Origin of the sequence: Neisseria sp. P0019.S003, from assembly GCF_051957115.1 — a bacterium.
Classification (GTDB): domain Bacteria; phylum Pseudomonadota; class Gammaproteobacteria; order Burkholderiales; family Neisseriaceae; genus Neisseria; species Neisseria flavescens_D.
In genome coordinates this window covers 357,448-371,450 of sequence record NZ_JBQCWT010000001.1, presented here as the reverse complement: position 1 = coordinate 371,450, position 14,003 = coordinate 357,448, and the positions used below count along the sequence as shown (strand labels likewise).

Sequence of the window (14,003 nt, the reverse complement as noted above, 5' to 3'; positions counted from 1 at the left end):
AGATGAAACAGAATATACCAGCGGTTTATCTGAAAATTTCCACCGCGCAAGGGCCGGCAGAGTGCCGAATATTTGCCTGTTTCGTCTTGGGCAAGCTGCTTGCCGAAGCTCAAGCCAAAGGCATTGATGCCGAACTTGTTACCGAAACCGCCGATAAGCACGGCATTTTGTCGGCAACGCTCAAATTGGAAGGGCAGAAAGCCGAAAGTTTGGCACAAACTTGGCAGGGGACGCTCCAATGGATATGTCCCAGCCCTGTCCGCCCGAAACATCCGCGCAAAAATTGGTATATAGGCGTTTTCTGCCTGCCCGATATGCCGCAGATGTATGACATGCCATCTGAAATCCGAAAAGAACGTTTGTCGGATCTACGTTTAAGGAGAAATAATTTATCTGCCGGATAAGGAGGTATTTAAAACATAAACTAAAGGCCGTCTGAAAACGTTCAGACGGCCTTTTATCGTTTTATCGTTTTATCGATTAGCGTTCGCTTAGCGCTTGTTTCATACGCGTAATCGGTTTGATCAGGTATTGGAAGATGGTTTTTTCACCAGTTTTGATGTCCACCGTTGCAACCATACCCGGAATAATCGGCATAGGTTTGCCGTTTTTGTCTTTCAGTGAGTTGTTTTCGGTTTGGACGAGAACACGGTAATAGACTTGGTTAGGGTCGAGTTTCAGGTCGTTGGCACGGTTTTGCATGGAGTTGCTGACGGTATCGGCACCAACGAGGGTAACTTTGCCTTCCAAACCGCCGTAGATGGAGTAGTCGTATGCGCTGACTTTAACCAATGCAGGTTGGCCTGCGCGGATAAAGGCGATGTCTTGCGGACGGATATAGGCTTCGACCAGCAGTTTGTCGTCAACCGGGACAATTTGCATGATGTCTTCACCTGCGTTCACAACGCCGCCGATGGTCGTGACTTTTATGCCTTTGACGATGCCGCGCATAGGTGCGCGGATTTGCGAGCGTTCAACCGGATCGGCACGCATGGCAACGTTTTCTTTGGATTGAGCCAGCTCGGATTCGGCTTGCAAAAGTTCGTTGTTGGCATCGGTTTTGTAGCGGTTGCGGCGTTCGGAAATTTGGGTGGCCAAGTCGGCAGACTCACGGCGCATTCTTAAAAGTTCGACTTCGGAAACCACGCCTTCGGCAACCATGGGGGCGGTAATGGCGATTTCGCGGTCAAGTGCGGCCTTGCTTTGGGAAAGGCCGCTGACGGCGTCGGTCATGGCTTGACGGCGTGCTTTGTAGGCGGCGATTTCGCGACGGCGCAGCTCAGGGCCCACGCTGTCAGGGAAGGAGAGCTTGGTGCCGTAGGCTTCGGCTTTAAGGCGGGCAACGGTGGCTTCGAGGTTTTCGACTTTGGCTTCGCTTTCACGCAAAACGGCGGAGCTGCGCGTGTCATCGAGTTTCATCAGAATCTGATCTTTCTCGACCATATCGCCTTCTTTAACCATGATTTCGGTTACGATGCCGGGGTCGAGGCTTTGAATCACTTGCTCACGGCTGCTGGGAATGATATTGCCGTTGCCGCGGGTCACTTCTTCGACAGGGCTGTTGTATGCCCAGACGACGAAGACAACCAGGAAAAGGAAGAATAGGATGATGACCCAAAATTGGCCGCTGTGTTTTTCTTTTTGAAGGGCGGCATTGAGGTCGTTGATGAGGTGTAGGTCTTTGGATTTGACGTTGTTTTCGCGGCTCATAATCGTGTATCTATATTGTGTTTGGTGGATTTTAACCATTAGGGCAGGCCGTCTGAAAGGGTAAGTAGATTTTCAGATGGCCTTTTGCTTTATTGTGCTGCCGATTGAGGGGCTGTGGCAGCTTGTTGTTGCTGTTTGGCGGCGGCAGCTTGTTGCTGTTGTTGTTTGACGTTGGCTGCTTTGGCCTGTTCGTTTTGCATGAGTTTTTGCAATACCAGGTCGCGCGGACCGTCCATTACGACTTTACCATTGTCCATCACAATGATGCGGTTGACGATTTGCAGCACTTGCGGACGGTGGGTTACCAAAAGCATGGTGCGGTTGCGACCCCATTGGGCGATGGCATTGAGCGCCATACGTTCGGTAGCCTGGTCCAGACTGGTGGTCGGTTCGTCCAGTAGGACGACTTTCGGATTGCGCAAGGTCATGCGCGCCAGGGCGATGATTTGTTTTTGACCGCCGGACAAGCCCAAACCGTCTTCACCCAAAGGCATATCCAAACCGCGCGGATGGTTGCGGATGATTTTGTCGAGGCCGAAGCGGTTGAGCGCAGTCAGTAAGTCTTGGTCGGTAGAGTAGCTGCCGGTACGCGCCAAGTCCATGTTTTCACGCAATGTGCCGAGGAACAGGCGTGGCGATTGACTCAGCAGCAGGACTTGATCGCGCAGGAAGTTGGGGTCAAGTTGGCGCATATCGACGCCGTCAAGGGTAACGTTGCCTTTTTCAGTGTCGTACAGACCGCTGGCCAGTTTGAGCATGGTGCTTTTACCGCTGCCGATACGGCCCAAAATACCGACTTTTTCGCCCGGTTTGATGGTCAGGCGCAAGTCTTCGACCGCGCTGTTGTTGTCGGCTTGATATTTGAACGATACGTTTTCAAAGGTAATACTGCCTTGAACATTGTCCAAAGTAATGTATTTGCGTTCCGGGTTGCGCTCGATAGGGCGGGTAACGATGTCGTTTACGCCTTTGAGGGCAAGTTTGGCCTGTTGGAAGCGGGTAGCCAAACCGGCGATTTGTGCCAACGGCGCCAAGGCGCGACCGGACAGAATTACGGAGGCAATCAATGCACCCATGGTGATGCGTTCCGCATGGTTGTCGGCATGAATCAAATAGGTACCGACGACGACCAAAAAGACAGTATTGAGCTGCTGCATGGCAACGGCAAAGTTGACCATGAAGTTGCTGGTGTCTTTGACTTTGATGGAAGAGGCGGAAGTTTTGGCGGTGTATTCGTCCCAGCGTTGTTGCGCCCAAGATGTGGCGTTGTTGGTTTTCAGGGTTTCGATGCCTTCGATGGCTTCAACGGCAAGGCCGGAGCGTTGCGAACCTTCTTTCATCGATTCGTTGATGTGGCGAGAGAGTGGGCGTTGTACGACAAAACCGACAATCACGACAATCGGAATGATGGTCAGGGGAACGAGTGCCAGTTTGCCGCCAACCATGGAAATTACGAAGATAAACAGCAACAGGAAAGGCAAGTCGACGATGGTCAACAAGCTGGCACTGGTCATGAACTCGCGCACGGCTTCAAATTCGCGCAAATTGCTGGCGTATGAACCGGAGGAAGCGGGACGGTCTGCCAGACGCAATGCCATCACGCGGCGGAACAGGGCGGAGCTGATGATCAGGTCGGCTTTTTTGCCGGCAATATCGGTCAAGTGGCCGCGAATCATCTTGGCGGCAAATTCAAACAAAATCGCCAAGACCACGCCGATGCTCAATACCCACAAGGTTTCATAGGCTTGGTTGGGAATCACGCGGTCGTACACGTTCATCACATATAAAGAGCTGACGAGCGCAAGGAAGTTGATGATGATGGTGGCCAAGATGACTTGGTAGTAGTAGCTGCGGAAACGCCAAATGACTTTCCAAAACCATGCTTTGGGCAAATGGTATTCAGGCAGCTCCGAGCGCATATCGGTAGCCATTTTGGGTTTGATAAACCAGCAGTAGCCCAAATACAGGCCGGAAAGCTGTTCATGGCTGAGTTCCTGTTCCAAACCGTCAACTTGGCGGATATGGTATTTGCGCTCTTGGCCGGAGCCTTCGATTTGGGTGATGACCGCTGCTTCTTCGTTGTGCAGGATAATCATGACCGGCACGGCGAGCGAGGGGATATCTTCCAGATTGCGTTTGGATAAGGTGTTTTCAAAGCCGTGGTTGCGCAGGACTTCGACAAGTGAGTGATAGTTGACCTTGAGCTTTTTGTCGCGCACGACTTCGGCGGACAAAGCGGCTTCGGATACGGGCGCACCCAAAAGGCGGGTCACTAAAACGATGTGTTCAATGATGGCTTTCATATTTTTTCGCGTAATGTTTTTGGTTTAACCGGCGGATATGGCTTTATTTTTGTGCCAAACCGACCCAGGCGGAGATTTTGGCCTGGGTATTTAAATAGTCGAGCGCCGCATCGCGGAAATCGTTGCGGGCGGCAACGTAATCCTGTTCGATGGAGGATAACTCGCTATATGCGCTCAAAACGTCGGTCAGCGTACGTCGGGCGATTTTAAACTGCAATTCGTACACTTTGATGACTTCTTTTTGGGCGGCGATGTGTTGCGCCGTCAACGCGGTACGCTGTTCGCTTTCCTGCATATCAATGGCCGACGTTTGAACGCGTTCGTTCATATCGCGCAGGATTTGTTCGGACTTGGCTTCTGCGGCAATCAATGATTTGGCATTGCGCTCTACATTGTGTCGTGCGGCAATATCCAACATATTCCATGCAACGTTTAAATAAAGTTGTCTGGTGTTGCGCGTTGCACTGCCTTCCAAATTGAGGGCAGGCAGGCGTTCGGCTTTGGAGGCGTCCAAATCGGCACGGACACTGTCGCGCTCGGCCAATTGAGCCTGATAGGACGGATTGTTGTTGCGGTTGGGGTTGTTGAAGCGTTCGGTGATAGATTTTGCCGTGTCGTTTTTAAACGGATCTTCCAAGTCGTTGGCAGTCAGCTGGCGCGAGGTATAGCGGGACAGGCGGCTCAGTGCCAAATCCATGGTGCGGCGTTGTTGGGCAATGATGTTTGCCACTTGCAGTTGGCGTGCGCGCGCTTCAATCAGCTCGGAACGGCGGCCGGCATCATATTTGACGATGGTATCCAAGTCTTTTAAGAGGTTGTTGTGGCGCGCCAAAGTCTGTTCGTTGAGGATCAGGGTTTCTTTTGCGCGCAATGCGCTCAGGTAGAGGCGGCCGATATCGCTGCCCAGCTGCTCTTGGCTTTCGGTGTATTTGTGTTGATAGTATTCTTCGCGGCTGCGGTCGCGGCGGACGGCGGCTTCAATTGCACCCCATGAGTAGATGTTCAGGCTGCCGCGTACGCCGACGCCGTCATCCATATCGTTGCTGGTGTATTTATTGTGTTGTGCCAGTACTTTGGTGCCGGTCAGGGTAACAACGGGGTAATGGCGCGCACGCGTGGCTTTGGTCGTGCTTTGCGCTGCTTCTTGAGTGGCTTTGGCTTCACGCACAATCGGGTCGCTGATTAAAGCGTCCCTGAGGATGTCTTGCAGGCTGTATGCAGAGGCCGTCTGAAACGGCAACAGACAGCAGGCGACGGCAACGGCCGATGACAATAAACGGGGCTTTGTGGGTGAAGAATAAATATGCGACATGATTTTTAACCAAATGATTTATATATTATCGTTGTCTGTATCGGGTATCGCCTGAGGCATGACCGGGCGAATTTTGAACGAGAACACATACATTTACAAAGCATAAAGCATTTTTTCCAGCTTTTCACAATATTCTGATAAAAGGTCGAGATACATGCCTTAAAGTATATTATTGCAGAGCGCGACTATCGTATCTAATGATTTTAATGTAAAAAATCTATCAAAGAGGCCGTCTGAAAGGATTTCAGACGGCCTCTTTTCAACCTTAATTCTTACGTTGCAATACAGCGGCAAAGAAGCCGTCGGTTTGGTGTTCTCCTGAGTTGAGGCGCAGGTATTTTCCGGTATCCAAATCGATCTTCAGGCTTTGCAGCAGTTCGGCACAGTTGACGAGTTCAAACTCGGGATGCTCGGACAGGAAACGTTCGACTTGCAGCTCGTTTTCTTCCGGCAACACGCTGCAGGTGGCGTACACCAAGCGGCCTTGCGGTTTTACCAGTTTGGAGGCGGCATCGAGGATGCTGTGTTGCTGTTCCAAAAGGTTGGCCACGGTCTCGGCGGATTGGCGGTATTTGAGGTCGGGATTGCGGCGTAAAGTACCCAAACCGGAGCAGGGCGCGTCCACCAACACACGGTCGGCTTTGCCTGCCAATCGGGCGATACGGGTATCGTGTTCGCTGCTGATGCGTTCGGGATGGATGTTGGTCAGTCCGGCGCGGGTCATGCGCGGTTTGAGGTTGGCAAGGCGTTTTTCGGCGATATCGAAGGCGTAGATTCTGCCTTTGTTGGCCATTTGCGCGCCGACAGCCAAGGTTTTACCGCCGGCACCGGCACAGAAATCGACAACGATTTCGCCACGTTTTGCCCCCACCAATAAGGCAAGCAGCTGGCTGCCTTCGTCTTGGACTTCCAGCGTGCCGTCTAAAAACAGTTCGTGTTTGTTAAGCGCGATTTTGTTTTTCAGGCGGATGCCCCAAGGCGAATAAGGCGTTACCTCTGCATCGGCACTTTCAGCCTGCAACAGCGGCAGCACTTTATCTCGTTTGCCTTTCAAGGTATTGACACGGATGTCGAGCGGGGCAGGTTGGTTGATGCTGCGGCCGAAGGCGAGGATTTCTTCTTCGCTCCAATGCTGTTGCAGCTGTTCCACCAGCCATTGCGGCAATTCTGCGGCGGTATTCAGGCCGTCTGAAAACTCGGTTTTACGGGCTTTCAAATTGCCGAGAAACTCTGTTTCTTCTTCATCAAGCAGGTCTTTGATTTGGCTGATGTTGGTACTTCTGCCGAGAACCAGCGCGGCGAGAGCGGCCTTGCGCGGCTGCGCGTGCGGACGGCGCAGGGCGGTACTGATTTTTTGGTAGTGGCGCAGCGCGGCAAAGGCGGTTTCGGCGATTTCGTGGCGGTCTTGGCGGCCGAGTTTTTTGTGTTCGCGGAAATAGGCGGAGAGGACAGCATCGGAAGGCTGTTTGAAAGTCAGCATTTCAGTCAAAACTTTGGCGGTATGGTCGAGTTGTGCGGCGTTCATAATGTAATGAGTTCTCTTAAAGTTAGTAAAGGGTTTCAGACGGCCTTCATGATGCGTTCGATTTCGTGCCAAAAGCCGTCCGGCCGTAATTCCAAAACGGCAATCAAGCCTTGGTCGATACGGCGGATTTCGGTTTCGTTCAATGTTTCGGTTTCGACGACACGCGCAGGCGCAAGGTAGGCCATACGGTCGAGCAGATGGTAGCGCGCTTCTTGGCGTTCAAACCCGTATTCCGCCCAATCTTGAATATAGACGCCGCGCCAGCCGTATGGGTTAAGTGGCGGCTCAAAAGCATTGAAACCTTGTGGAAAAAAGCCGATGCCACGCATGATGGAAGCAGGGAGCGGATTTTCCGGCAGGCCTTGTGTGGCTAAGGTCGCTTTGCCTTGCGGCGTATGCAGCAGCTGGGATTGCTGCACCAGTTTGGCGGCTTTGTCCGTCAGCGTATCTTTAGGATTGAGGCCGCGCAGGTTTTGCGCTTGGTCTCCGCCGTAGTATTTACACGCCAGCTCGATATGGTAGGGCTGTTGGTTGAGGGAAACGACGAAATCCGCAGCACCTAAGGTTTGGCCGTCTGAAAAAACGGGCAGATTGTATGCGTGCAGTTTGATGTGCGGCGCGTTGGTAAACCAAAAAGCCAGCAGCTCTTCGGCATAAATGCCGAGACGGTGGCTGAACGGGGCGCGTTGGGTGAGATGCTCCTTCAGCGGCGTGGGGTCGGCATCCAATGTCAAAAGGTAACGGAAACCGAGTTCTCCCAATAGTTCGCGCACGCTCAATTCGCAACCGCTTTGCCACAAAGGTGGCGCAGTCAGCAGCGAGGCGAGGTCGCGGACGGGTTGGCTGGTGAGTTTCCACCATAATGCGTCTAGGGCGTAATTCATGCTTATCCGAATATCAGTCATGCCGTCTGAAAAGCTGGAAATGTTTTCAGACGGCCTTAATCAGTCTTTTTTATGGATACGGTGGCTGACGGTATTGAAAAAACCGCGCAGGATGTCGATGTCTTCGGTTTGCGTGTTGGCGCGTCCGAACAGGCTCTGCATACGGCGCATCAGGCGCTCGCCGTTGCGGCGGTTGAAAAAGCCGATGTCGTTCATCACGCTTTCCATGTGGGCGACCATGCCTTTGATTTGCTCGTGGGTCGCGGCGTGGTCTTCCTGTTGCAGATGGGTCATGGGCGAATCGGTTTGGCTGAAGATTTCGTAGCACACGACCTGCACGGCTTGGGCGAGGTTGAGCGAGAAATAGTCGGGATTGCCGTTGATGGTCATCAGTCGGTTGCAGGCTTGGACTTCTTCGATGCTCAAGCCGAAAGTTTCGTTGCCGAAGACCAGCGCCACTTTCTCGCCGCGGTTGGCGGCCTGCAGTAATTCGGGCACCAAATTGCGCGGCGTTTGCAGCGGCGCGGTGATTTCGCGGCGGCGGCTGGTCAGGGCGCAGGCGATGGTGGTGTCGGCAAGGGCTTCGTCCAAAGAAGCGGCAATGGTGGCATTTTCCAAAACGTCTGCCGCGCCGGAAGCGAGGATGAAGCTTTCTTCCGGTAATTTAAACAATTGCGGATGCTCCGGGTCGAACACGGGCGGATTTTCCGTCATCGGCGTTGCCATCAGATTGGGGGCGACGATGGTCAGTTTGTGCAGGCCCATTGTTTTCATGGCGCGCGCGGCGGAGCCGATATTGGCGGGATGGCTGGTGCGTGTGAGGATGATGCGGATGTTGTCCAGATAAGCGGGCAGGGCGGGTTTTTCGGAAGTCATGTTTTATTTTCTGTTTGTACGGGAATCAGGTATAATGCGCCATCTTTTTGTTTTCAGACGGCCTTTTTCCATGCCGTCTGAAATGTTCTTTAACAGCATCGGAAACGATTAACAGCCTCTTGTGTGCCTTGTTCGGCGCATTAGGGCGTATTTTACCTGAATTAGGAAGAAAACCATGAATCCGTTTTTAAATACCGCTTTCAAAGCCGCCCGTAAAGCAGGGCAAATGATGATTCGCGCCGCCGGCAATCTGGATGCCGTCAAAGTAGACAGCAAAGCATTCAACGACTTCGTTTCCGATGTTGACCGCAGCTCCGAGATGATTTTGGTGGAAGCGCTCAAAGAAGCCTATCCGCATCATAAAATCACTTGCGAAGAAGGCGGCTCCCACGGTAAAGCCACCGCCGAGTACGAATGGATTATCGACCCACTCGACGGCACAACCAACTTCCTCCACGGCCATCCTCAATACGCCATCTCTATGGCACTCCTGCACAAAGGCGTGTTGCAAGAAGCTTTGGTGTACGCACCTGAGCGCAACGACGTGTACATGGCATCCCGCGGCAAAGGCGCGTTGCTCAACGACCGCCGCATCCGCGTTTCCAACCGCATCGAATTGAACCGCTGCCTGATCGGTACCGGCTTCCCTGTTGTCGATCAAAGCATGATGGACAAGTATCTGGCGATTTTGAAAGACTTCTTGGCAAAAACCGCCGGCGGCCGTCGTGAAGGCGCGGCTTCTTTGGATTTGTGTGCCGTTGCGGCCGGCCGTTTGGACGGTTTCTTTGAGTTCAACCTTAAGCCTTGGGATATTGCCGCCGGTGCATTGATTGTCCAAGAAGCAGGCGGCATCGTTACCGATATGTCCGGCGATGAAGGCTGGTTGGAAAGCGGCGACATCGTTGCGGCCAATCCTAAGGTATTGGCGCAAATGCTGAAAATTATTTCTGATCACCAATAAGCGTTTGTAGGGAACGGTCTGTATTTATCGTGACAGGCTAGAGTTTCAACAATCGGTAAAAGGCCGTCTGAAACCTGAAATAGGGTTTCAGACGGCCTTTTGTTTTGTTGTTAACGGATTCGGATAAAAGCTGAAATACGGCTTTTAAAGGAGGAGTTTTTTAATTTTGTCTGTATTTTCTATTGCTACGCAGTTATGATGTGGATACGTTTGGCTGAAATAATGCCGCATGCAATCATAAAAATAGAAAGCAGAGGAGAATAATGAAACGAGATTTTGAAGCAGTAAAACGCATTGTCATTAAGATTGGAACCAGTTCTTTGGTGTTGCCAAACGGCAAAATCAATTTGGCAAAAATCGACCAACTGGCCTTTGTCATTTCCAGCTTGGTCAGTAAGGATAAAGAAATTGTGCTGGTGTCTTCCGGCGCGATGGGCTTTGGGCTGAATGTCCTTAATATGGAAAAACGTCCGGCGGAAATGGCGCAGCAGCAGGCTGTTTCCAGCGTCGGCCAAGTGGCCATGATGAGCCTTTACTCGCAGATTTTTTCCCATTATCGGATGACGGTATCGCAAATCCTGCTGACGCGTGATGTGGTCGAATATCCGGAAAGTTTGGCAAACGTTACCAATGCTTTTGAATCCCTGCTTTCCATCGGCGTCATCCCTATTGTCAATGAGAACGACGCTGTCAGTGTGGACGAAATGGACCATGCGACCAAGTTTGGCGATAACGACCGCCTGTCGGCAGTCGTGGCGAAAATCGTTAAAGCCGATTTGCTGATTATGTTGTCCGATATCGACGGTTTGTTTGATAAAAATCCGGCTGTTCACGCCGATGCCAAGCTGCGCAGCCATGTTACCGATATTACCGAAGAAATTATTGCTTCTGCCGGCGGATCGGGCAGTAAGTTTGGTACGGGCGGCATGCTCAGTAAGATTAAGAGCGCGCAGATGATGTTTGAACATCATGGCCAGATGGTGTTGATGAACAGCGCCAATCCGCGCGATATCCTTCAGGTTTTAGATGGCGCGCCTATCGGAACGTGGTTTGCACAAGAGAAATAGGGAGGTTTGATGAGCTATATCGAACAGTTGGGCAAGAATGCCCAAAAGGCCAGTAAAACGTTAATCAGCTTGGGAAGCGTGGAAAAAAACAATCTGCTGCGTCAGGTTGCGGCGGCTTTGCTTGAACAGGCTGAGATGATTTTGGCGGAAAATACCCACGATTTGGCCGCTGCAAAAGAAAACGGCATTTCGGATATTATGCTTGACAGGCTGCGCTTGAATCACGAACGCATCAAAGGCATTGTGGAAGGCGTTGAGCAGGTTGCCGATTTGCAGGACCCGATTGGGCAGGTTGTCCGCGGCTATACTAATCTGGACGGTTTGAAGATTGTTCAGAAGCGCGTGCCTTTGGGCGTGGTTGCCATGATTTTTGAAAGCCGTCCCAATGTTTCGGTCGATGCGTTTTCTCTGGCCTTTAAAACCGGCAATGCCATTATTTTGCGCGGCGGCCGTGATGCCATCCATTCCAATACCGCATTGATTGCCGTCATCAGGCAGACTTTGGTACAAGCGGGAATGGATGCCGATGTGGTGCAGCTGGTCGAAGATACCAGTCATGCTGCTGTCGAGGAATTGATGCAGGCGGTTGATTATATTGATGTACTGATTCCGCGCGGCGGCGCACGCTTGATTCAGACAGTGAAAGAGAAATCGAAAGTTCCCGTCATTGAAACCGGGGTCGGTAATTGCCATATTTATGTAGACGACAGTGCCGATTTGGAGATGGCGGTCGATATCGTCGTGAACGCCAAAACGCAACGTCCGAGCGTGTGTAATGCCGCTGAATCTTTGGTTGTTCATGAAAAGATAGCGGAAGCGTTTTTACCCAAACTGGAAGAAGCTATTGCCAAAGTGCATCCGGTCGAATTTAGAGCCGATCAGGAAGCATTGCGTATGTTTAAAAATGCTGTTTTGGCAACCGAAGAAGATTACAGTACCGAGTTTCTTGACTATATTATGTCGGTCAAAATAGTAAAATCAGTGGAAGAAGCCGTCGATTGGATTAACGGCCATACGACGCATCACTCGGAAGCGATTGTGACCCAAAGCATTGCCCATGCCGAGTTTTTCCAAGAAAGCATTGATGCGGCGGCGGTTTATGTCAATGCGTCCACTCGGTTCACCGACGGCTTTGTTTTCGGATTGGGCGCGGAAATCGGTATTTCCACCCAAAAAATGCACGCCCGTGGCCCGATGGGTTTGGAAGCGCTGACTTCGACCAAATTCTATATCAACGGCAGCGGTCAGATCCGACGTTGATAAACGCCCCTCAACTTCATCAATTTGCGTATAATGGCGGGAAATTTGATTTTCCCCGAACAACCGATTTAGTAAAAAGGAACACACCATGTCCTCTATCCACGATCAAATCAAAGAAGTCGTTACCACCCACCGCGTCGTATTGTTCATGAAAGGCACGAAGCAATTCCCGCAATGCGGCTTCTCTTCCCGTGCCGTACAAATCCTGAATGCGGCAGGTTGCACCGACTATGTGACTGTCAACGTATTGGAAAACGATGCCGTACGCCAAGGCATTAAAGAATACAGCGATTGGCCGACCATTCCTCAACTGTACGTTAATGGCGAATTTGTCGGCGGTTCTGACATTTTGATGGAAATGTACGAAGCCGGCGAACTGCAAGAATTGCTGAAAGCTTAATTATCCACAATATTCCGTAATGTAAAATTGTTGACAAAGGCCGTCTGAAACCCTGATTCAGACGGCCTTTCGCGTGAATACGCACTTTGCGCGCCATGCGAAAAAAAGTATAATCCCTCTCCATCAACGCAATTCGGAAAATCAACATGAACGTTACCGTTATCAACCACCCTTTAGTCCGCCACAAACTCACGCTGATGCGTGAAGCGGATTGCAGCACTTACAAATTCCGCACGCTTACCACCGAGTTGGCACGTCTGATGGCATATGAGGCCAGCCGTGATTTTGAAATTGAAAAATACATTATTGACGGCTGGTGCGGCTCTATTGAAGGCGATCGCATCAAAGGCAAAACGCTGACCGTCGTCCCGATTTTGCGTGCCGGTTTGGGTATGCTTGACGGCGTACTCGACCTGATTCCGACTGCCAAAATCAGCGTTGTCGGCTTGCAGCGCGATGAAGAAACTTTGAAACCGGTTTCTTATTTTGAAAAATTTGTCGACAGCATGGACGAACGTCCCGCGCTGATTATTGACCCAATGTTGGCGACCGGCGGCTCTATGGTTGCCACCATCGACCTTTTGAAAGCTAAAGGTTGCTGTAACATCAAAGCATTGGTATTGGTTGCCGCTCCGGAAGGTGTGAAAGCCGTCAATGACGCGCATCCTGATGTAACCATCTACACTGCCGCGCTCGACAGCCACTTGAACGAACACGGTTACATCATCCCCGGCTTGGGCGATGCCGGCGATAAGATTTTCGGTACACGTTAATTGAAATGTTTAAGGCCGTCTGAAAAGTGTCAAACATCAACTTTCAGACGGCCTTGTTATATGGTTTGTTTTAACACCCACATCAGAAAGGACAATCATGAGCTTCCAAGACAATCTGGCCGCCATGCCTGCCATCGATCATTTGAGCGGCTTGGATATTCTCGATAAAGAGGGCAATGTGGTTCATCACATTCCCAATGCACCCGGCAAACAAGGCTCGCTCAAGCTTTACCATGCTTTGGCGCAAGAGTTTTACGGTAAACTTGACGCAGCGGCGGCAGAACACGGCCTGGCATGGTTTGCCGAACATGTTGCCGATGCCGAAGCCAATCCGGGCAAACATCCGAATATTGATTTGCTGTTTAAAGTGAAGGCTGACAATATCAGCCTGACTTTGAAACCATTGGCTGCTTAATGAATACAAAAAAAGGCCGTCTGAAAACAATTTTCAGACGGCCTTTTTATATGCTTAAAACCTTAAGCGATAGAAGCTTCAACGAATGCAGTCAGTTGGCCTTTAGCCAATGCGCCGACTTTAGTTGCAACGTTTTTGCCGTTTTTGAACACCATCAGGGTAGGGATGCCGCGAACGCCGAATTTGGCAGGAGTGACTTCATTTTCGTCGATATTGATTTTAACGACTTTCAGACGGCCTTGGAATTCGGAGGCAATGTCGTCCAAGATTGGGGCGATCATTCTGCAAGGGCCGCACCATGGTGCCCAGAAGTCCAGCAATACAGGTACGTCGGATTTCAAAACGTCTTGTTCGAAGCTGGCATCGCTGGCGTGGATAATCAATTCGCTGCTCATGTTTGTTTCCTTTTAAATCGGGATTAATAAATACGTTGTTCAGAATAGTGGCAGACAGGGAAAATTTCAAGTGCCGCCGCCCGATAATAGTTTTTTTGAAATGCGTCTATCGTAATCCTTAA

13 protein-coding genes and 1 pseudogene are annotated in these 14,003 nt (G+C 51.1%); 7 read left to right on the top strand and 7 right to left on the bottom strand.

The features are described from left to right. Positions 1 to 2: 2 nt before the first annotated feature. Positions 3 to 344 (top strand): annotated as a pseudogene (locus tag ACTHTS_RS01795) (peptide chain release factor H); the annotation flags it as partial. Between the two features lie 136 nt (positions 345 to 480). Here ACTHTS_RS01795 and ACTHTS_RS01790 read toward each other — a convergent pair. The 6 genes from ACTHTS_RS01790 to ACTHTS_RS01765 form a co-directional block, all read right to left on the bottom strand. Further along, positions 481 to 1,710: an HlyD family type I secretion periplasmic adaptor subunit gene (locus ACTHTS_RS01790; RefSeq protein ID WP_440369045.1), complete on the bottom strand. Its 1,230-nt coding sequence runs from the start codon at positions 1,708 to 1,710 to the stop codon at positions 481 to 483. Between the two features lie 89 nt (positions 1,711 to 1,799). Beyond that, positions 1,800 to 4,013 carry a type I secretion system permease/ATPase gene (locus ACTHTS_RS01785; protein ID WP_440369044.1) on the bottom strand — a complete coding sequence of 738 codons (2,214 nt, stop codon included), beginning with the start codon at positions 4,011 to 4,013 and terminating at the stop codon, positions 1,800 to 1,802. Positions 4,014 to 4,056: 43 nt separating this feature from the next. Next, positions 4,057 to 5,286 carry a TolC family protein gene (locus ACTHTS_RS01780; RefSeq protein ID WP_440369043.1) on the bottom strand — a complete coding sequence of 410 codons (1,230 nt, stop codon included), beginning with the start codon at positions 5,284 to 5,286 and terminating at the stop codon, positions 4,057 to 4,059. 304 nt (positions 5,287 to 5,590) lie between these two features. Further along, complete coding sequence (locus ACTHTS_RS01775) at positions 5,591 to 6,850, bottom strand: RsmB/NOP family class I SAM-dependent RNA methyltransferase (protein ID WP_440369042.1); 1,260 nt, start codon at positions 6,848 to 6,850, stop codon at positions 5,591 to 5,593. A gap of 35 nt (positions 6,851 to 6,885) precedes the next feature. Then, the gene (locus tag ACTHTS_RS01770; protein ID WP_440369041.1) at positions 6,886 to 7,755 is read right to left on the bottom strand and encodes a DUF1853 family protein; all 870 of its coding nucleotides are present in this window, start codon (positions 7,753 to 7,755) and stop codon (positions 6,886 to 6,888) included. 39 nt (positions 7,756 to 7,794) lie between these two features. Continuing rightward, on the bottom strand, positions 7,795 to 8,610 hold the full coding sequence (locus ACTHTS_RS01765; RefSeq protein WP_440369040.1) for an RNA methyltransferase: 816 nt from the start codon (positions 8,608 to 8,610) through the stop codon (positions 7,795 to 7,797). A 175-nt stretch (positions 8,611 to 8,785) separates the two neighbouring features. Here ACTHTS_RS01765 and ACTHTS_RS01760 point away from each other — a divergent pair, with 175 nt between their 5' ends. The 6 genes from ACTHTS_RS01760 (at position 8,786) to ACTHTS_RS01735 (ending at position 13,486) form a co-directional block, all read left to right on the top strand. Continuing rightward, positions 8,786 to 9,571 (top strand): inositol monophosphatase family protein, encoded by a 786-nt coding sequence (locus ACTHTS_RS01760; protein ID WP_036490235.1) that lies wholly within the window; start codon positions 8,786 to 8,788, stop codon positions 9,569 to 9,571. Positions 9,572 to 9,834: 263 nt separating this feature from the next. Then, positions 9,835 to 10,638, top strand: coding sequence for a glutamate 5-kinase (gene proB / locus ACTHTS_RS01755; protein ID WP_440369039.1), 804 nt, complete (start codon positions 9,835 to 9,837; stop codon positions 10,636 to 10,638). Between the two features lie 9 nt (positions 10,639 to 10,647). After that, on the top strand, positions 10,648 to 11,898 hold the full coding sequence (locus ACTHTS_RS01750) for a glutamate-5-semialdehyde dehydrogenase (RefSeq protein ID WP_440369038.1): 1,251 nt from the start codon (positions 10,648 to 10,650) through the stop codon (positions 11,896 to 11,898). Positions 11,899 to 11,986: 88 nt separating this feature from the next. Then, positions 11,987 to 12,298, top strand: a complete 312-nt coding sequence (gene grxD, locus ACTHTS_RS01745; RefSeq protein ID WP_003681608.1) for a Grx4 family monothiol glutaredoxin — start codon at positions 11,987 to 11,989, stop codon at positions 12,296 to 12,298. Positions 12,299 to 12,444: 146 nt separating this feature from the next. Then, the gene (gene upp / locus ACTHTS_RS01740; protein WP_440369037.1) at positions 12,445 to 13,071 is read left to right on the top strand and encodes a uracil phosphoribosyltransferase; all 627 of its coding nucleotides are present in this window, start codon (positions 12,445 to 12,447) and stop codon (positions 13,069 to 13,071) included. A gap of 97 nt (positions 13,072 to 13,168) precedes the next feature. Continuing rightward, positions 13,169 to 13,486 (top strand): DUF2322 family protein, encoded by a 318-nt coding sequence (locus tag ACTHTS_RS01735; RefSeq protein ID WP_440369036.1) that lies wholly within the window; start codon positions 13,169 to 13,171, stop codon positions 13,484 to 13,486. A gap of 62 nt (positions 13,487 to 13,548) precedes the next feature. Here ACTHTS_RS01735 and trxA read toward each other — a convergent pair whose 3' ends face one another. Beyond that, positions 13,549 to 13,881, bottom strand: a complete 333-nt coding sequence (gene trxA, locus ACTHTS_RS01730; RefSeq protein WP_004520846.1) for a thioredoxin TrxA — start codon at positions 13,879 to 13,881, stop codon at positions 13,549 to 13,551. Positions 13,882 to 14,003: the final 122 nt, after the last annotated feature.